Below are 18747 nucleotides of genomic sequence, written 5' to 3'. Positions count from 1 at the left end.
AAATTCTTATTATCGCGGTACCACTCAAATTAACATTTTTCATGTCCACTTTACGCATGTACTATCATACACTCCTTACTGATAACGGGTTTCGGTTCCCCGACAGTGCCTACTTATTTTCCATGTTCGGACTGCCCTCAAAAGTCCATTCAGCAAATCAATTCGTACTGCATTTCACCACCGCAGCTCTCTGTTCCTTCATGAATAAGCTTACTACTCTTTCTCATCGGTTTTGCTTTTGTTGTCATTTATTCTAATACGAAATGTTCGGATTGTCAACCCTTTAAAGCAATAAATTCAAAAATATTGGAGGCAAAACTTTTGCCTCCAATTAGCATTTATTATTATTTTGCAGTACGAACTGCTCCTATTTTTAAAGTTGTACTTTCTTTATATGGTCTTACTAACAGGTACACAAATCCAGCGACTAAGAGGAATGCTACAATTGTACCAATTCCGAATGTACCAGCTGTGATTAAAGTACCAATCTGGTAAACACAAAGAGATACAACATAAGCAAGCAGGGTCTGATATCCAATTGCAAACCAGAACCATTTTGCATTGTTCATTTCGCGTTTGATAGCTCCCATTGCTGCAAAGCATGGAGCACAAAGCAGGTTGAATACCAGGAAGGAATATGCAGCAACTGCTGTCATACTTCCGGCAAGGCTTCCCCAGATTTCTGTACCATCTTCTGCAACTTCTGAGAATCCATAAAGGATACCAAAGGTACCTACTACGTTTTCTTTTGCTACAAGACCTGTGATTGCTGCCACTGCTGATTTCCAGTTTCCCCATCCAAGAGGAGCGAAAATCCATGCAACTGCACTACCAACTCTTGCTAAAATACTGTGATCAAGTTCCAAATCTTCTAACATACGGAACTGTCCATCTACCCATCCGAAGTAAGAAGTAAACCATACTACGATTGTAGAAAGAAGGATAACAGTACCCGCTTTCTTAATGAAAGACCAGCCTCTTTCCCACATACTTCTCAGTACATTACTTACAGTAGGCATGTGGTATGCAGGAAGCTCCATTACGAATGGTGCCGGCTCACCTGAAAACATTTTTATTTTCTTAAGAATAATACCAGAGCAGATAATTGCTGCAATACCAACAAAATATGCACTTGGTGCCACCCATGAAGCGCCACCGAATAATGCACCTGCGATTAAGGCGATAATCGGAAGTTTTGCACCACAAGGGATAAATGTTGTTGTCATGATTGTCATTTTACGGTCACGGTCGTTTTCGATTGTACGGGAAGCCATAACTCCAGGTACACCACAACCGGTTCCAATTAACATTGGAATAAATGATTTTCCGGAAAGACCGAATTTACGGAAAATTCTATCCATGATGAAAGCAACTCGTGCCATATAACCACAGGATTCCAAAAATGCAAGGAAGATAAATAATACCAGCATCTGAGGAACGAAACCAAGTACCGCACCAACACCGGCTACAATACCGTCGAGAATCAGCCCCTCTAACCATGGAGCACAATTTACTGCGTCTAACAGATTTCCAATGATAACCGGCACACCAGGTACATCAACCAGACCAAACAGACTCCATCCATCACCGAATACACCGTCATTTGCCCAGTCTGTTGCCCAAGTACCAACTGTTGTTACAGAGACATAATATACAATAAACATAATTACCGCAAAGATTGGCAGAGCCAGGAAGCGGTTTGTTACAATTCGGTCAATTTTATCAGAAGTTGTTACTTTATCTTTCTTTCCTCTTGTAAAGCAATGGTCAATAATAGAAGAAATATAAACATAACGCTCATTTGTGATAATACTTTCTGTATCATCATCCATCTCTTCTTCAATTTTAGCGATTTCAGCAGAAACATCTGGAAGATTGCTTACCTGCTCGCTAATTTTATCATCTCTTTCTAAGAGCTTGATTGCGAAGAATCTCTTCTGTTCTTCCGGAACAATACCGGAAAGTTTCTCTTCGATGGATTCTAAGACTGCTTCTACTTCACTTGCAAATTTATGTACCGGAATGTTGCGGTTTTTCTTTTCTGCAATTACAACTGCTTTTTCTGCTGCTTTCTGTACACCAGTTCCTTTTAATGCGGAGATTTCTACTACTTCGCATCCAAGGCTTTTTGCCAGCTTTTCAATATGAATCTTGTCACCATTTTTTTCTACAATATCCATCATGTTAACAGCCATGATAACCGGAATTCCAAGTTCCATAAGCTGTGTAGATAAGTATAAGTTACGCTCAATGTTTGTACCGTCTACGATATTTAAAATTGCATCCGGTCTTTCATTAATCAGATAGTTTCTTGCTACCACTTCTTCCAGTGTGTACGGAGATAAGGAATAGATACCTGGAAGGTCAGTGATTGTAACATCTTTATGTCCTTTTAACTTACCTTCTTTTTTCTCTACGGTTACACCTGGCCAGTTTCCAACAAACTGATTTGAACCCGTCAGTGCGTTGAACAATGTTGTTTTTCCGCAGTTAGGATTTCCTGCCAACGCTATTGTTGCCATCTTTCTACCTCTTTCCGCCCTCAGGCATTTCTTTGTCTAATCTATCTTATGTTAGTCTACCAAGTATTAGTATTTGCTAACTTAGATGCAAAAAAAATTAATCAATCTGAATCATTTCAGCATCTGCTTTTCTTACAGATAATTCATAACCTCTTACAGTTACTTCAATCGGGTCACCAAGCGGTGCTACTTTACGCACATAGACATCTACACCTTTTGTGATACCCATGTCCATAATACGCCTTTTTACAGGACCTGTACCTACTAACTTTACTACTTTTACTGTTTCTCCACAAGGTACGTCTTTTAATGTTCTCATGTCTGATGCTCCTTTTCTATCCTACCATAATTTTGTTTGCCATATCTTTTCCGATGGCAACTCTGGAATCTTTAATATTTACAATCAGGTTTCCGCTGATCTCGGATACAACTACAACTTCGCTTCCGACTACAAAGCCCAGATTTTCAAGAAATCTTCTGGTTTCTTCTTTTCCACCGACTTTACGGATCACATTTGTTTCTCCGGTTTTTACCATTGTTAAAGGCATCATGTTTCACCCTCTCTTTTGAGAAATGTTATCATTACGTTTCTTTACGTTCACAGTTAGTATATGCTAACGTGCATTAGAAGTCAAGAACTTTTTTTGTTTTTTATAAAAATACAGTTGTAAAGCAGACATTCGCAATCCGTTCCGCTACTTGCTTATCTGCATTCAAGCTTTATTGTCATAAAATAGTTAGTGTAAATCTTTTCCAAATGTGGTATACTTATAGGAAATCGAAGAAAAGGTGGTAACTCTTATGTATCATACGAATGAATCAGCTGAAAACTATCTTGAAACCATACTTTTATTAAGCAAAACCCGTCCCGTTGTACGCTCTGTGGATATCGCTGAGGAACTCGGTTTTAAAAAATCGAGTGTTAGTGTTGCCATGAAAAATCTCCGTCAAAAAGAACAGATTACTGTTACAAAAGAAGGCTTTATTTATCTGACCGATTCTGGAAAAGAAATTGCGGAAATGATATATGAAAGACATGAATTTCTGACATCCTGGCTCACTGCTTTAGGTGTAGACTCAAAAATTGCTGCTGAAGATGCCTGCAAAATGGAACACGTTATCAGCAAACAGAGTTTTGAAGCAATCAAACAACATGTACAAAAAAATCTTACCCTAAAATAAGATATAAATAAATAATAAAAGAAAAGAAATGTTTTGCGAAATAAAAAAGAGGTATGAGAGAAACAAAAAAGAAGTTCCTATTTTGCCGGAGCTTCTTTTTTGTTTCAAACTTTCTTGTGTAAAGCAGACATTCGCAATCCGCTTCGCTACTTGCTCATGAACGCAGTCGCTTTGCGATCTGTCAGTGGGAGCTTTCAACTCCCACTGACAGAAACATCCCCCCTCACCCGCCGCTTAGTGCTCTACGCACTTGAAGTGGGGCAATGCTTATCTGCGTTCAAATTTATTATCATTTCTTTTTTTAATGTCTGATTGCTTTTTTATTGCGCACACACTATAATGGAAGATGTTTGTGAGAAAATTTATTTCTGACACTCACATCATTTTATAAGGAGAAAAAGGAGAATATTTTAAACTCATGAAACGATTATTGACTTACCTAAAAAGACATCCTCTGGCAACACTCTTTGCTCCACTTTTTAAAATGCTTGAAGCAAGCTTTGAGCTGTTTGTTCCTCTGGTTGTCGCCAAAATGATTGATATCGGTATCTACCAGAAAAATGCCGGATATCTGTGGCGTATGGGTGCTCTCCTTGTCCTGCTTGGAATCATCGGATTTGGTTTTGCAATTACCGCACAGTATTTTGCAGCAAAATCTGCTGTTTCCACCGGACGAGATTTACGAAATGATTTATTTGCCCATATCAACACCCTTTCCTTTAAGGAAATTGATACCCTTGGAACTTCTACTTTAATCAACCGAATGACAAATGACATCAACCAGGTACAAAATGGAATTAACATGTTTCTGCGTCTGTTTCTGCGCTCCCCATTCGTTGTATTTGGTGCTATGGTTATGGCATTTACGGTAGATGCAAAAGCTGCGATTCCTTTTGTCATAGTGATTCCTGCACTGGCAGTCGTCGTATTTGCAATCCTGTTAATTACCATGCCGCTTTATAAAAACGTACAGAAACAGCTTGACGATGTTTTACTTTCCACCCGTGAAAATCTTCTGGGAATCCGTGTTGTACGCGCATTTAACCGTCAGGAAAGTGAAATGGAATCATTTGGAAAAAAAAGCAGCCGGCTTTTCTTTCGCCAGATTCACGTCGGAAAAATTTCTGCCCTGTTAAATCCGGTTACTTATGTTATCATCAACCTTGGTATCATCGCCATCTTATGGTCTGGCGGAAATCAGGTTTATCTTGGCAGATTAACTCAGGGACAGGTCATTGCCTTAATTAACTATATGTCCCAGATTCTGGTTGAATTAATCAAACTGGCAAACTTAATCATCCTGCTTTCCAAAGCAATTGCCAGTTTAAACCGTGTCAACAATATCTTCGACATGCAGCCTTCTATTAAAGAAGAAGGAGCTTTCCTGGCATCTAAGACCCCAATCGGAAGCATTGCCGGAACTGCTGCTGTTGAATTTAAAAATGTTTCATTTTCTTATAATGAAACAGCAAAAGAAGTTTTAAGTAACATTACGTTTAAAGCTATGCCAGGACAGACGATCGGAATTATCGGTGGAACCGGTTCCGGGAAATCAAGCCTTGTCAATTTAATTCCCCGCTTCTATGATGTTCAAAACGGAAGTGTAGAGGTAGACGGAGGTAATGTCAAAACTTTAAATCCGGTTTCTATCCGCAAACATATCGGCATGGTTCCACAAAAAGCCCAGCTTTTTAAAGGCACGTTGCGAGAAAACATGCGCTGGGGAAGAAAAAATGCCACTGATGAAGAAATTTATCAGGCACTCGAAATTGCACAGGCAAAAGAATTTGTCGATTCCAAAGACCAGGGACTTGACCTGATGATTGAACAAAACGGTTCTAATCTTTCTGGTGGTCAGAAGCAACGTCTGACCATCGCACGCGCTCTGGTTAAAAATCCGGATATCCTGATCCTTGATGACAGTGCTTCTGCACTTGACTTTGCAACGGATGCCAGACTTAGAAAGGCCATAAAACAACAAATACAAAACAGAACCGTATTTTTGGTTTCTCAGCGTGTTTCAACCATCCGCAATGCTGATCAGATTCTCGTACTCGATGATGGTACGCTTGCCGGAATCGGAACTCATGAAGAACTTTTAAGAGAAAATGAAGTTTATCAGGAAATCTGTGCTTCACAGCTTTCAAAAGAGGAGGTGCCTCACAGTGTCAAAACAGCTAACTAAAAAACAATCTACATTAAAACGTATTTTTGCCTGTATTCGTCCATACACTCCATTGGTTTTATTGTCCCTGCTCTTTTCTGTGATTACGGTTGCCCTGACTTTATATGTACCAATTTTGACAGGACACGGTGTGGATTTCATTCTTTCTAAAGGAAACGTCAATTTCCATGGTTTGATTTCTATTATCACAACAATCCTGACATGCATTATAATCTCTGCATTATGTCAATGGGTTATGAATCACATTAATAATAAAATCACTTATAAAATCGTAAAAGATTTAAGAGTTCAGGCATTTAACCATTTACAGGTACTTCCGCTTTCTTATGTGGACAGCCATGCCTCAGGAGATTTAATCAGCCGTGTCATTACTGATATCGACCAGTTTTCTGATGGTCTTTTACTTGGATTTACCCAGCTTTTTACCGGTGTCATTACAATTCTTGGAACAATTGTATTTATGCTGAGTATTAATCCTCTGATTACTCTGGTTGTTGTTGTATTAAGTCCAATGTCCTTTTTTATTGCAAACTTTATTTCAAAAAAGACTTTTATTATGTTCAAAAAACAGTCTGAGGCAAGGGGAGAACTGACCGGATTAACCAATGAAATGTTAGAGGGAATTAAAGTCGTACAGGCATTTGGGCATGAAGAAGAAACCCAGAAACAATTTAAAGAAATCAATGAACGTCTGGCAAATTATTCGCTTCGAGCAACTTTCTTTTCTTCCATTACAAACCCGGCTACCCGTTTTATGTACGCTTGTATCTACGCAGGTGTTGCAATTTCCGGATGTTTCGGTGTTATCAATGGAATGTTAAGTGTTGGTCAGCTTTCCAGCTTCTTAAGCTATACCAACCAGTACACTAAACCATTTAATGAAATTACAAGTGTTATTACGGAATTCCAGAACTCCCTTGCTTCTGCGGCTCGTGTGTTTGAATTAATTGATGAAAAACCGATTTCTGATGATAAAGCAGATTCTGCTGTACTTGATTCACCAAAAGGAGAGATTTCTTTAGAACAAGTTGATTTCTCTTATACCCCAGAAGTTCCATTGATTCAAGGTCTCAATCTTCATGCAAATCCGGGTCAGAGAATCGCCATTGTCGGTCCAACAGGCTGCGGAAAAACAACTTTAATCAACCTGTTAATGCGGTTCTATGAGATTAATGGTGGTTCAATTAAAATTGATGGACATGATATTGATTCGATTACTCGTCATTCCCTGCGTGCTTCTTATGGTATGGTTTTACAGGAAACCTGGTTAAAATCGGCTTCCATCTGGGAAAATATTTCTTATGGAAATCCGGATGCAACCAAAGAAGAAATCATTCAGGCTGCGAAAGAAGCTCATGCACACAGCTTTATTATGCGTATGCCAGATGGATATGATACTATTCTCTCTGAAGGTGGAAGCAACCTCTCGCAAGGTCAGAGACAGTTACTCTGCATCGCTCGTGTAATGCTCTGCCTGCCTCCAATGCTGATTCTTGATGAGGCAACTTCTTCTATCGATACTATGACAGAAATTCGTATCCAGAAAGCTTTTGAAAAAATGATGCATGGACGAACCAGTTTTATTGTTGCTCATCGTCTTTCCACGATTAAAAATGCAGATATCATTCTCGTCATGAAAGATGGGCACATTATTGAACAGGGCAGTCACAAAGAACTGCTTTCTAAAAATGGATTTTATGCCACCCTTTATAACAGTCAGTTCGCTCCTGTTTAAATTAATTTAACCAAATCAAGGAAGTCCCCTGCTTCAATTGCGAAAAGCAATAAGCAGGGATGGGGACTTGCTTATATCAGTAGGGGACAAGCCCCTTCTGATAAGCTGCGTAGCAGCTATTTGGTTATGAGCAAGTAGCAAAGCGAATTGCGAATATCCACTTGACAATCATCAGATAAAAAACCTGCGGAATCTCTTGATTTCCACAGGTTTTTTATTAACGGTTTGTTCCTTTTTCTTTCTGTTTATTCATATACATAGAATGCTCTGCCTTATCCATAATTCTTTTTCTCAACTTTTATTTTTTTGTGGGCGAACACTCACATTGTCAAAAAAGCTTTTCGTTTTACCCCCCCCCTAAAAAAATTGTCTATTCCTGAGATATCAAATAAAGCCAATTCTTCTGTCTGTTTTTTCAAATAAGAATCTTTATCCACACTCTTTTCTAATTTTTCCTGAATCTTATCCTGAATTTCTACCAGACATTCTAAAAGCATTGGATTAAAGATTCCACATTCCCCACCTAAAATCATTTCCATTGCTTTTTTATGGGAAAACGCTGCCTTATAAACACGTTTACTCGTAAGTGCATCATATACGTCCGCTAAAGATACAACCTGCGCACTGATTGGAATGTCATCTCCTTTTAAACCATCCGGATATCCTCGTCCATCATAACGTTCATGATGCCATCTGCAGATTTCATAAGCAATCTTTACCAATTGTTCATTCTGATATAATTCCAGATTTTCCAGTACGGAAGCACCGATTAAAGTATGCGTTTTCATAATCTCAAACTCTTCTTTAGTCAACTTTCCCGGTTTATTCAAAATCTTTTCATCAATTGCAATTTTTCCAATATCATGAAGAGAAGAAGCGGTTGTAATTAACTGCTGCTCTGACCAGGAGAGATTATATTTATCCGTTTTCTGCTCCAGTTTTTCCAAAATCATACCCGTCAGTGTATTAATATGTAATACATGAGGTCCACTCTCACCATTTCGAAATTCTACAATCTGGCTTAAGATACTAATCATCATGCGGTTATTTTTCTCTTTATCATAAATCTGATCTGTAACAAGGGTTGTCAGCCTGCGCTGTTTTGCATACAACTTCATTGTATTAAAGACGCGCTGATAAACGATCATGGCATCGAATGGACGACTGATATAATCGGAAACACCCAGCTCATAGGCTCTTCTAATATGGGCATTAGAAGATTCACTCGAAATCATAATAACCGGAATATCCTCAATAAAACGGTTTTTGTTCATAAATTCAAGTACTCCAAATCCATCAAGTCCAGGCATTACAATATCTAACAAAATTAAGGCAATTCCTGTACCATTTTCCTCAATTAAGCTTAAACATTCCTCACTATTTTCTGCCTCTAAAATTTCAAAATCATCTTTTAGAATTTCGGAAAGAATTGCACGGTTCATCGCAGAATCATCTACAATCAAAATCTGTTGTTTTGTCTGCTCTTCTTCCACAAATTCTCGTACTACTCCGTCACTTCCAATTTTTCCATTTTCAGAGACAACCATATTTTTCTGATTTTTTGCTCTATACATTAAACGGTCTGCACGACAAACGGCACTTTCAATTGTCTCATCATTTGAAAGTACACCGCCAATGCTGACAGAAAGCTGAAGTTGTGCATACTCTGGAACTTTTGCATCATGAATTTTATCTCGAATCTGCTGCAATTCTTTCAAAAACTCATCTTCTTTTACGTTCGGAACAACCAGAAGAAATTCATCTCCGCCATAACGAATTAAAATATTATCCGGACCAATGCTTTTTTGAACAATCTTTCCAATCGTCTCAAGTGCAGCATCTCCCGCATTATGACCTAAAATGTCATTATACAGCTTAAAATCATCCAAATCAATCATTGCAACACCCATTGAACCTGTCATCTTTTTAATATGTTCCTCAAAATAACGACGATTATAGGCTCCTGTCAAAGCATCTTTATAAACTTTTTCATTGTATCTGGCAAACTTACTTACAATCTTTTCCTGTCCCGCAACATCTATCAAGGATGTACTGTCCAAACACTTAAACATTTCCATCACATAAGGTGTCCCATCAATTTCTACATAGCGCGCTGTCACTTGATAAATATCAGAATCCATAAACTCCAGTTTTGTTTTCTGAGTTTTTCCCTCAAATGCTTTTAAAGAAACACAATTTTCACATGGACAGTTTTTATTCCAGAAATCATTACAATGACCGTCCTGGAATTTCATCCTTTCTTCCTGCTCAATCCGATGTAACACCATCTGGTCAATCAGACGCACATTTGTGAAAATCTTTTTAAACTGTCTGGTTTCCTCTTTTGCTTCCTGCATCGTCATCTTGTAATCCGGTTCCATACTTCCTTCTCCTCTACTGGTTTCTCTTAAAAACCTTATACCACCCTGACAACTGATGGCTCTTTCTCCTTTATCTTCCTGAATTTTCTATTTATTATACTAAAATTAAAATCAATTGTCTACCAACAAAAAAGAAACCTCGTAATAATAGACCTCTGACAAAAAACATCTATCCTCACGAGATTTTCTCTTTTTAATGTCCTTTTCTTATAATCGTCTTAAAAATCACCAAAATCAAAAAGATAACCACTTCAAGCAAGACAATTGTCCCACCTGGCTTTATGCCAACATAATAGGAAAGCACCAGACCGGCAATTGTTGTAAGCACTGCAACACAAATCGCACCAATTAAAGTATTTTTATAACTTTTTCCCATCTGCATCCCACAGGCTATCGGAACAACCAGCATGGAAGAAACAATTAAAGCCCCCACTGTTCTTGAAGCAACAGAAACCGTCAGTGCAGTTAAAATAGTAAACATAAAATTAATCTGCCGAACCGGAACACCTGAAATTCTTGCCGCATTTTCATCAAATCCCATATAAAACAATTCTCGATAAAACAGCATTAATGTCACTAAAACTGCAACACTGATGATACAAACACCTGCCATTTCTCCTGTACTGATAGAAACAATGCTTCCAAATAAAAAGCTGTTAAAATTTGCACTATTTTGTACGAAACCGGATAACACACCTGCAAGCCCGATTCCTGCTGACATAACAACTGAAATCGCCATTTCAGAATATCTTGGAATCTTTTTGCGGATTGCTTCAATTCCAAGTGCCGCTACGATACAAGTTGCACCTGCCCCAAGTACCGGATTGATTCCAAGCAAAAGCCCAAGTGCAACACCTGCCAAAGAGGCATGAGAAAGTGCATCTCCTATCATGGACATTCTTTTCAAAACAATGGTAATTCCAATGCATGGTGTAATCACAGCCAGTAAAATTCCAACTATGAATGCACGCTGCATAAATCCATACTGCAATATGCTCATCATTCTTCTATAATCCTTCCTTCCTGTGCATTCCAAAACCGATTTGCCCCAGTATAAGGCTTCAAGCTTCCATGACTTACCATAAGAATTGTAAGCCCTTTTTCATTTCTCTTTTGCAGAACTTCACATAAAGACTGAATCGAAACACTGTCCATCCCGGTCGTCGGCTCATCTAAAATTAAAAGTTCTGGTTTTCCCACTAACGCCCTTGCAAGCATCACTCTTTGCTGTTGACCACCTGAAAGTTCTCCTATCCGGCTTGTCAAAAAAGAATCCATCTCCATCTCAGACAATGCTTCTAAAATTTTTTTCTGATATTTTTTTCCGAAAATTCCACGCTTCCAGATTGGCTCATAAAGCCCGGTTCTCATAATCTCCTCTACTGTTGCCGGAAAATTTTGGTTTTTACTGATACTGTTTTGCGGTACATAACCGATTTTCATTCCTTTAAATCCACCGGAAATATCTTTTTCAAACATTTTAATACTTCCTTGTTGTGGTATCAGTTCTCTCAATAACAGCTTCAAAAATGTACTCTTTCCACTTCCGTTTTCACCTGTTAAGATTACATAGTCACCCTGTCTGATTTTCAGATTTACGTCTTCTAAAACCGGTACATCTGCATAATGAAATGAAATGTCATTTATCTCAACCATATTCATGCGGTTTTCCTCCTGTTGTCCTGTCTTTCCACATTAATTTTCCAGTGCATTTTTAATCTGCTTTAAATTTGTCCTCATAACAGAAAAATAATCTTCTCCTACATCCACCTGTTCTTCGCTCAATCCCTCCAGTGGATTTAAAACCTCTGTTTTCGCACCAATTTCTTTTGCAATTGTATTGGCTACTTTTGGACTTACCAGTTCTTCAAAGAAAATGGTATTGATTTTCTTTTTTTTCGCCAACTGAATAATTTCTTCCATTCTCGCAGGATCCGGCTCAGAATCCGGCATCAGACCCTCAATTGCTATCTGGTTTAATCCATAAGCTTTGCAAAGATAACCAAATGCTTTATGTGCTACAATGATATCTTTATTGGTCACCTGGGATAATGTCTCTTCAAACTCCTGATTTAGTCCATCCAACTGCCTGCTGTATGTTTCATAATTCTTGTTATAATACTCTGCATTATCCTTGTCTGCCTCAATGAAGGCATCTTTAATATGCTCCATTTCTATCTTCGCATTTTCAGGGTCTAACCAGACATGCGGGTCATTTTCTTTTCCTTCTCTTATCAATTCCACACCCTCTGAAGCCTCTACTGTAATCAACTCAGAGTTATCCAGTGATTTTAAAATATCCTCCGCCCAATGTTCCATTCCTGCCCCATTGTAAATAAACACATCTGCATCTTCCATATTTCGGATATCAATTGCAGAAGGCTCCCAGTCATGTGGTTCTGTTCCAGATGGAACCATATTGGTAATCTCTACTTTCTCCCCACCAATCTTCTGTGCAAAATCATACATCGTATAAAAACTGGTCATTACCTTTACTTTTCCTGAATCATCTGCTGTATTTTTTGTCACATTCTGACCACATGCTGTACATCCTACAACTATAACTGCCATAATCGAAAGTAATCTTACTATCTTTTTCATTGCTTCTCCTATCTATTCTTTTTTACTTTTGAACTTATCTGCACGAAATTGAAAATCATTTTCATATTATAACAGGTATTTTTGATTCGTCAAGTTTTTTATACCAAAAAAGACCTCTTTCGATAGATTTTCCTACCCAAAAAGGTCTCTTCTTTCCTTTTCTTTTCAGTTTTTAATCTTCTTCAATATGATTCCGACCCTGTTCAATAATCGTCCTCACATGATCATCCGAAAGGGAATAAAATACGGATTTTCCCTCTCTACGGCTTTTCACAAGTTTATTTTGTTTTAAAATCCGAAGCTGATGAGAAATGGCTGACTGTGTCATATTCAAAGCCTTTGCCAAATCACAGACGCACACTTCTGCTTCAAACAAGACAAACAGAATTCGGATTCTTGTCGAATCACCAAAGACTTTAAAAAGTTCTGCCAAATCGTAAAGCTCTGTCTCTTCCGGCATCATTTCTTTTACAATTTTCAAAAGATTTTCATGCAGCTCACAGGATTCGCAAACTTCTTCTGATTTTTCTGTCATAAAACAAATGCTATCCTTTCTCTTATTGATTTTTAGCTTTTTTATTCTATAAATTTTTTACAAACAAGGTTCTGATTGCATTTAATACGGCAATTACCATAACCCCTACATCAGCAAAAATTGCCATCCACATATTTGCAATTCCAAGTGCACCTAAAATCAGGCAGAGTACTTTAATACCAATTGCAAAGTAAATATTTTCATATACAATGCGGATACATTTTTTTGCAATCTTAATTGCCTTTGAAATCTTAAGTGGGTCATCGTCCATCAAAACAATATCTGCTGCTTCAATTGCCGCATCAGAACCAAGTGCTCCCATTGCGATTCCAATATCTGCTCTTGAAAGTACCGGAGCATCATTAATTCCATCTCCAACAAAAGCCAGTTTATCTTTTTCCTCTTTATTGGCAAGCAGTTCTTCTACTTTTGTAACTTTATCCGCCGGTAAAAGTTCACTGTAAACTTCTTTAATTCCAAGTTCAGAAGCAACTGCATCTGCAACATTTTTGCGGTCTCCGGTCAACATAACTGTTTTAGTAACACCTGCTTTTTTCAGTTCTTTGATTGCTTCTTTTGCATGTGGTTTAATCACATCAGAAATTAAAATATGTCCAGCATACTTTCCATCCAGTGCCAGATGGACGATTGTTCCAACATGACTACAGGAAACATAAGAAATTCCAAGTTTTTCCATCAACTTTTCATTTCCTGCTGCAACTGTTATTCCATCTACCTTTGCAACCACGCCATGTCCGCTGATTTCTTCGATATCTGTTACACGATTTCTATCAATTGATTTATTATAGGCTTTTTGAAGACTCTTACTGATTGGATGAGAAGAAGAACACTCTGCAAGTGCTGCATACTCTAATAATTTTGCATCTTCCATCTCATTATGATGAATTCCGCTTACTTCAAATACACCACGAGTCATTGTACCTGTTTTATCAAATACTACACATTTTGTCTGAGAAAGAGTTTCTAAATAATTGGAACCTTTTACAAGAACACCCTGATTGCTTGCTCCACCAATTCCCGCAAAAAAACTAAGTGGAATACTGATAACCAGTGCACACGGACAACTGATAACTAAGAAAGTCAAGGCACGATAAATCCAGTCTCCCCATTCCGGACTTGCTCCCATAAATAACAGTCTCACAAGTGGAGGCAAAATAGCAAGCGCAAGTGCTCCATAGCAGACTGCCGGTGTATAATATTTTGCAAATTTAGAAATAAAGTTTTCGGATTTTGATTTTTTAGAACTTGAATTTTCTACTAAATCAAGAATCTTGGAAACAGTGGATTCCCCGAACTCTTTTGTTGTCTGGATTTTTAATACCCCTGACAGGTTGATGCATCCACTGATAACTTCTTCTCCGACAGAGATATCTCTTGGCACGCTCTCTCCTGTCAGAGCACTGGTATTTAAAGTAGATTTACCTTCTGTCACAATTCCGTCAATCGGAACTTTCTCTCCAGGCTGTACTACAATAATTGTACCGATTTCTACTTCATCCGGGTCTACCTGTTCCAGGTTTCCGTCTACTTCTATATTTGCATAATCCGGACGGATATCCATCAGCTCGCTGATGTTTCTACGACTCTTTCCAACTGCATAACTCTGGAACAGTTCTCCAATCTGATAGAACAGCATAACGGCTACGCCTTCTTTATAATCGCCAAGCACAATTGCACCAATAGTTGCTACTGCCATCAAAAAGTTTTCATCAAATACCTGTTTATTTAAGATTCCTTTCCATGCTTTTTTCAGTATATCATATCCGATTACCAGATATGGCACCATATAAAGCGCCATTTTCAGATATCCATCTACAGGAAGAAAGGAAAGGATTACGAGTAATACCGCTGCAATAATAATTCGGGTCAGCATCTTTTTTTGCTTTTTATTCATCCCCTGCTCCTCCATTTTCTTTAAAAGTCAACTTTTTTGTAAATTTTTAAAATCTCTCCCGCACCACTAAAAGCAGTTACAGAAGAGACTCTAAAAACATCAGTGAGTAACACTCTTTACTTTTGACACTCACATCTTTTTGATTGTATCTTAGAAAAAGATTTCGCAATCGTCTTCTACTTTTTTACAGTTTTTCAGAACATCCTGCATCACTGCTTTTGGTTCCTGACCATCTTCAAATTCTACAATCATCTTTAAAGCCATAAAGTTTACAGTTGCATCTTTTACTCCTGCAGTATTTTTAGCAGCTTCTTCCATTTTGTTTGCACAGTTTGCACAGTCTACATCAATTTTGTAAGTTTTTTTCATGATTTTTCTCCTTTTCTACTCACATTTGTTTATATGAGCACTTGTTCATATATTTGTTTGACTTTATTATAGCATATTTCTTTTTCTTGTCAATACTAAATTTTTCATTGCATTTCTTTTTTTTATACACTATACTTTATCCGGAATTGAATTTACTTCTGCAAATAAAAACATCTTGGGAGGCATTTTATTTATGAAATACTTAATTATCGGCGCAGGCGGCACCGGAGGAACACTTGGATTTTATATGACAAAAGCAAAAAAAGATGTAACTCTGATTGCCAGAAATGAACATTTAAACGTAATAAAATCAAAGGGACTTACTTTGGAAAAATTATGGAATCATAAAAAAGAAACCATTCCGGTAAAAGCAGCTTCTATGGAAGAGTATCAGGAAAGACCCGACGTCATTTTAGTCTGTGTCAAAGGATATTCCTTAGATTCTGTCATTCCATTTATTCAAAAAATTGCAAAACCAGAAACTATCGTTATTCCAATTCTTAATATTTACGGAACAGGTGGACGTATGCAGAAACTCCTTCCGAAACTTTCTGTCATGGACGGCTGTATCTATGTCTCTGCCAATATTTCTTCTTATGGTACAATTTTACAGCATGGTGAAATTCTTCGTGTCGTGTACGGTGCAAGAACACCCGAAGAATTGCGTCCAGAATTAAAAGAAATCCAAAAAGATTTCTTTGACAGTTCGATTGAGGGAATTTTAAGTGACCAGATAAAACGGGATACCTTAAAGAAATTTTCTTATGTTTCTCCGATTGGTGCAGCAGGTCTTTATTGGCAGGCAACAGCTGGAGAATTCCAAAAAGAAGGAGAACCTCGTGAAATGTTCAAAGCTATGATTCGTGAAATTTCGGAACTTGCCAAAGCGATGGGGATTCCTTTTGAACAGGACTATGTTGCCATTAATCTTGATATTTTGTCTGCTCTTCCACCAGAAACTACAACTTCCATGCAGAGAGACGTCATGGCACATAAGCCATCTGAACTGCAAGGACTTGTCTTTGAAGTTGTACGTATGGGTCAAAAATACCATGTTCCTGTTCCGATGTATGAAAAGGTCGCTGAAAAATTGAAAGCTTTAATTTAATAAAATTAATAAAAAATACTGCCGGACTGAAAAAATAAGCTTCAGCCGGACAGTATTTTTTTATTTAAGAAATCAATCAATTAAAAGTTTAAGATAATAAATTATTCATACTCTTTAATGTGATAAGTAATGTTGAGGTATTATGAAGCAGTGCAGAAGTTGTCGGCATGATAACTCCGCTGACTCCCAGCAGAATCAGGGAAGTGTTAATTCCTACAATTTGACGATAATTTCGTTTAATTCGTTTCATCAGACCATTACTGATAAATTTCAGTGTCACAATCTGATATAAATCATCTGCGCTGATTGTAATATCTGCAATCTCTCTTGCAATCTCTGCACCATCACTGATTGCAATTCCAACATCTGCAGCAGAAAGTGCCGGCGAATCATTGATTCCATCACCAATCATAATCACTTTTTTTCCATTTGCTTTTTCATTTTCTACAAATTTTGCTTTATCTTCCGGAAGTACTTCTGAGAAGTACTGGTCTACTCCAACCCGCTTTGCAATTGCCGATGCAGTTCTTTCACTGTCTCCGGTCATCATTACGATGTTAGAAATTCCTGCTTTTCTAAGAGAATTGATAACCGCCTCAGCTTCCTCACGAAGTGGGTCTTCAATACAGATAACGGCTGCCAGTTTATTTTCAATTGCAAGATATAAATGAGAGTATTCTTCCGGAAGTGCTGCAAATTCTGCTTCTTTTCCAGCCGGAACAACACATTTTTCATCTTCAAATACAAAATGATGGCTTCCGATAATTACTTTCTTACCTTCAATTGTACTTGAAATACCATGTGCTACCATGTATTCTACTTTAGAATGCATCTCTTCATGTTCAAGATGTAATTTCTTTGCTTCATTTACAACTGCTTTTGCCATAGAATGAGGGAAATGCTCCTCCAAACACGCTGCAATTCTTAACAGTTCGTCTGGATTTTCTCCGTTAAAAGAAATGACATCTACTACTGTCGGTTTTGCTTTTGTAAGAGTGCCTGTCTTATCAAATACAATGGTATCTGCCTCTGCAACTGCCTCTAAATATTTTCCACCTTTTACTGTAATATTATAAAGGCTTGCTTCACGAATCGCAGAAAGCACAGAAACCGGCATCGCAAGTTTGAGTGCACAGGAGAAATCAACCATCAGCACCGATAAGGCTTTTGTAACATTTCGTGTCAGAAGATAGGTCAGAGCTGTTCCACCTAAAGTATACGGAACAAGACGGTCTGCCAGATGCTCCGCCTTGCTTTCTGATGCGGATTTTAATTTTTCAGAATCCTCAATCATTGTAACAATTTTTTCAAAACGGCTGGAACCACCAACTTCTTTCACACGTACTGTCAGTTCGCCCTCTTCGATTACAGTTCCTGCATAGACAGAATTGTGTTCTACTCTTCGTACCGGTACGGATTCTCCTGTCAGAGACGCCTGATTTACCATTGCCTCTCCACCAGTTACCACACCATCAAACGGAATGACTTTACCCATACGAACTACAACTTCATCTCCGACTTTAATATCAGAAGCAGAAACCAGAATTTCCTGGTCATCTTTCTTCATCCAGACCTTCTTCACATTTAAGGATAAGGAACGAGCCAAATCATCTACGGATTTCTTGTGTGTCCACTCTTCTAATAGCTCACCAATTCCAAGCAGGAACATAACAGAACTTGCAGTTGCAATATCATCACGAAGAACAGAAACTCCGATTGCGGTTGCATCTAATACCGCAACTTCAAGTTTTCCGGTGCAAAGGCTGCGAACACCTGCATAGATGTATTTTAAAGACTTAAATGTGGTATAAATGGCACGCACCGGAAATGGAATCACTGCTTTTGCGATATATCTGCATGCAACTTTCGTAATCAGTTTTTCCTGATAGTCTGCATTTAATTTTCTTCCGGAATTCGCAATGACTTCCTGCGGTACATCGGCTTTTTCATAAGAAAATGCACGTAATGCTTTAATGACTTCCTCTCTGTCTCCGACATAAGAAATTGCAGCGTCTGCTGTTCTCTCATATACTTTTACAAAACTAACCTGTTTATTCTGGTGTAAATAATATAACAAAGTATCAGCCTGCTCATAACTCATTCGTTTCTGCATAAGATGCACACGCATTCTGCCCTTTGTCTCATGTTTTATTTGAAATTTCATTTGCATGTCCTCTCTTTATCTGTATAGAAAAGATATCAAAACACCTGCAG

At 38.0% G+C, this 18747-nt stretch carries 15 protein-coding genes and 1 other annotated feature (1 of these 16 running past the window's edge); of the genes, 4 read left to right on the top strand and 11 right to left on the bottom strand.

The window, feature by feature from the left end:
* Positions 1 to 236: a binding site (T-box leader), on the bottom strand; it reaches 15 nt to the left of the window's first position.
* A 108-nt stretch (positions 237 to 344) separates the two neighbouring features.
* From feoB to ACYQ2D_RS00775, 3 genes are all read right to left on the bottom strand, one after another.
* Positions 345 to 2522 carry a ferrous iron transport protein B gene (gene feoB / locus ACYQ2D_RS00785; RefSeq protein WP_459784360.1) on the bottom strand — a complete coding sequence of 726 codons (2178 nt, stop codon included), beginning with the start codon at positions 2520 to 2522 and terminating at the stop codon, positions 345 to 347.
* Positions 2523 to 2619: 97 nt separating this feature from the next.
* Positions 2620 to 2841 (bottom strand): FeoA family protein, encoded by a 222-nt coding sequence (locus ACYQ2D_RS00780; RefSeq protein WP_022304555.1) that lies wholly within the window; start codon positions 2839 to 2841, stop codon positions 2620 to 2622.
* Positions 2842 to 2857: 16 nt separating this feature from the next.
* Positions 2858 to 3073 (bottom strand): FeoA family protein, encoded by a 216-nt coding sequence (locus ACYQ2D_RS00775; RefSeq protein WP_022304554.1) that lies wholly within the window; start codon positions 3071 to 3073, stop codon positions 2858 to 2860.
* Between the two features lie 250 nt (positions 3074 to 3323).
* Here ACYQ2D_RS00775 and ACYQ2D_RS00770 point away from each other — a divergent pair, with 250 nt between their 5' ends.
* From ACYQ2D_RS00770 to ACYQ2D_RS00760, 3 genes are all read left to right on the top strand, one after another.
* The gene (locus ACYQ2D_RS00770) at positions 3324 to 3704 is read left to right on the top strand and encodes a metal-dependent transcriptional regulator (protein WP_117455907.1); all 381 of its coding nucleotides are present in this window, start codon (positions 3324 to 3326) and stop codon (positions 3702 to 3704) included.
* A 418-nt stretch (positions 3705 to 4122) separates the two neighbouring features.
* Positions 4123 to 5889 (top strand): ABC transporter ATP-binding protein, encoded by a 1767-nt coding sequence (locus tag ACYQ2D_RS00765; RefSeq protein WP_459784358.1) that lies wholly within the window; start codon positions 4123 to 4125, stop codon positions 5887 to 5889.
* Positions 5813 to 7624 carry an ABC transporter ATP-binding protein gene (locus ACYQ2D_RS00760; RefSeq protein WP_117455911.1) on the top strand — a complete coding sequence of 604 codons (1812 nt, stop codon included), beginning with the start codon at positions 5813 to 5815 and terminating at the stop codon, positions 7622 to 7624. The genes ACYQ2D_RS00765 and ACYQ2D_RS00760 overlap by 77 nt, the downstream gene beginning before the upstream one ends.
* A gap of 320 nt (positions 7625 to 7944) precedes the next feature.
* On the opposite strand, the gene ACYQ2D_RS00755 is transcribed toward ACYQ2D_RS00760, so the two are convergent.
* The 7 genes from ACYQ2D_RS00755 to ACYQ2D_RS00725 form a co-directional block, all read right to left on the bottom strand.
* The gene (locus tag ACYQ2D_RS00755) at positions 7945 to 10005 is read right to left on the bottom strand and encodes a diguanylate cyclase (protein WP_117455913.1); all 2061 of its coding nucleotides are present in this window, start codon (positions 10003 to 10005) and stop codon (positions 7945 to 7947) included.
* 193 nt (positions 10006 to 10198) lie between these two features.
* Entirely contained in the window at positions 10199 to 11005 is an 807-nt protein-coding gene (locus ACYQ2D_RS00750) for a metal ABC transporter permease (RefSeq protein WP_459785286.1), read from the bottom strand.
* Entirely contained in the window at positions 11005 to 11667 is a 663-nt protein-coding gene (locus ACYQ2D_RS00745) for a metal ABC transporter ATP-binding protein (RefSeq protein WP_117455917.1), read from the bottom strand. The genes ACYQ2D_RS00750 and ACYQ2D_RS00745 overlap by 1 nt, the downstream gene beginning before the upstream one ends.
* A gap of 33 nt (positions 11668 to 11700) precedes the next feature.
* Positions 11701 to 12606 (bottom strand): metal ABC transporter substrate-binding protein, encoded by a 906-nt coding sequence (locus ACYQ2D_RS00740; protein ID WP_459784357.1) that lies wholly within the window; start codon positions 12604 to 12606, stop codon positions 11701 to 11703.
* 172 nt (positions 12607 to 12778) lie between these two features.
* Positions 12779 to 13141 (bottom strand): ArsR/SmtB family transcription factor, encoded by a 363-nt coding sequence (locus ACYQ2D_RS00735; protein WP_459784355.1) that lies wholly within the window; start codon positions 13139 to 13141, stop codon positions 12779 to 12781.
* Positions 13142 to 13187: 46 nt separating this feature from the next.
* A complete protein-coding gene (locus tag ACYQ2D_RS00730; protein ID WP_117455923.1) occupies positions 13188 to 15056 on the bottom strand; it encodes a heavy metal translocating P-type ATPase in 1869 nt (622 codons plus the stop codon).
* Positions 15057 to 15206: 150 nt separating this feature from the next.
* Positions 15207 to 15425 carry a cation transporter gene (locus ACYQ2D_RS00725; RefSeq protein ID WP_022304815.1) on the bottom strand — a complete coding sequence of 73 codons (219 nt, stop codon included), beginning with the start codon at positions 15423 to 15425 and terminating at the stop codon, positions 15207 to 15209.
* 193 nt (positions 15426 to 15618) lie between these two features.
* Between ACYQ2D_RS00725 and ACYQ2D_RS00720 the strand changes: the two genes are divergently transcribed.
* Positions 15619 to 16533 carry a ketopantoate reductase family protein gene (locus ACYQ2D_RS00720; RefSeq protein WP_187558455.1) on the top strand — a complete coding sequence of 305 codons (915 nt, stop codon included), beginning with the start codon at positions 15619 to 15621 and terminating at the stop codon, positions 16531 to 16533.
* An 88-nt stretch (positions 16534 to 16621) separates the two neighbouring features.
* Here the strand turns inward: ACYQ2D_RS00720 and ACYQ2D_RS00715 are convergent, their stop codons facing one another.
* Entirely contained in the window at positions 16622 to 18697 is a 2076-nt protein-coding gene (locus tag ACYQ2D_RS00715) for a heavy metal translocating P-type ATPase (RefSeq protein WP_459784354.1), read from the bottom strand.
* Between the last annotated feature and the right edge of the window lie 50 nt (positions 18698 to 18747).

Source organism: Blautia stercoris, from assembly GCF_054657695.1.
The sequence above is the reverse complement of the archived record's forward strand: the minus strand, read 5'-3'. Positions and strand labels throughout refer to the sequence as shown.

Bases quoted from the DNA above. Each gene is read 5' to 3' on its own strand.
- feoB (WP_459784360.1), bottom strand. From the start codon at position 2,522: ATGGCAACAATAGCGTTGGCAGGAAATCCTAACTGCGGAAAAACAACA.
- ACYQ2D_RS00780 (WP_022304555.1), bottom strand. From the start codon at position 2,841: ATGAGAACATTAAAAGACGTACCTTGTGGAGAAACAGTAAAAGTAGTA.
- ACYQ2D_RS00775 (WP_022304554.1), bottom strand. From the start codon at position 3,073: ATGATGCCTTTAACAATGGTAAAAACCGGAGAAACAAATGTGATCCGT.
- ACYQ2D_RS00770 (WP_117455907.1), top strand. From the start codon at position 3,324: ATGTATCATACGAATGAATCAGCTGAAAACTATCTTGAAACCATACTT.
- ACYQ2D_RS00765 (WP_459784358.1), top strand. From the start codon at position 4,123: ATGAAACGATTATTGACTTACCTAAAAAGACATCCTCTGGCAACACTC.
- ACYQ2D_RS00760 (WP_117455911.1), top strand. From the start codon at position 5,813: ATGAAGTTTATCAGGAAATCTGTGCTTCACAGCTTTCAAAAGAGGAGG.
- ACYQ2D_RS00755 (WP_117455913.1), bottom strand. From the start codon at position 10,005: ATGGAACCGGATTACAAGATGACGATGCAGGAAGCAAAAGAGGAAACC.
- ACYQ2D_RS00750 (WP_459785286.1), bottom strand. From the start codon at position 11,005: ATGAGCATATTGCAGTATGGATTTATGCAGCGTGCATTCATAGTTGGA.
- ACYQ2D_RS00745 (WP_117455917.1), bottom strand. From the start codon at position 11,667: ATGAATATGGTTGAGATAAATGACATTTCATTTCATTATGCAGATGTA.
- ACYQ2D_RS00740 (WP_459784357.1), bottom strand. From the start codon at position 12,606: ATGAAAAAGATAGTAAGATTACTTTCGATTATGGCAGTTATAGTTGTA.
- ACYQ2D_RS00735 (WP_459784355.1), bottom strand. From the start codon at position 13,141: ATGACAGAAAAATCAGAAGAAGTTTGCGAATCCTGTGAGCTGCATGAA.
- ACYQ2D_RS00730 (WP_117455923.1), bottom strand. From the start codon at position 15,056: ATGAATAAAAAGCAAAAAAAGATGCTGACCCGAATTATTATTGCAGCG.
- ACYQ2D_RS00725 (WP_022304815.1), bottom strand. From the start codon at position 15,425: ATGAAAAAAACTTACAAAATTGATGTAGACTGTGCAAACTGTGCAAAC.
- ACYQ2D_RS00720 (WP_187558455.1), top strand. From the start codon at position 15,619: ATGAAATACTTAATTATCGGCGCAGGCGGCACCGGAGGAACACTTGGA.
- ACYQ2D_RS00715 (WP_459784354.1), bottom strand. From the start codon at position 18,697: ATGAAATTTCAAATAAAACATGAGACAAAGGGCAGAATGCGTGTGCAT.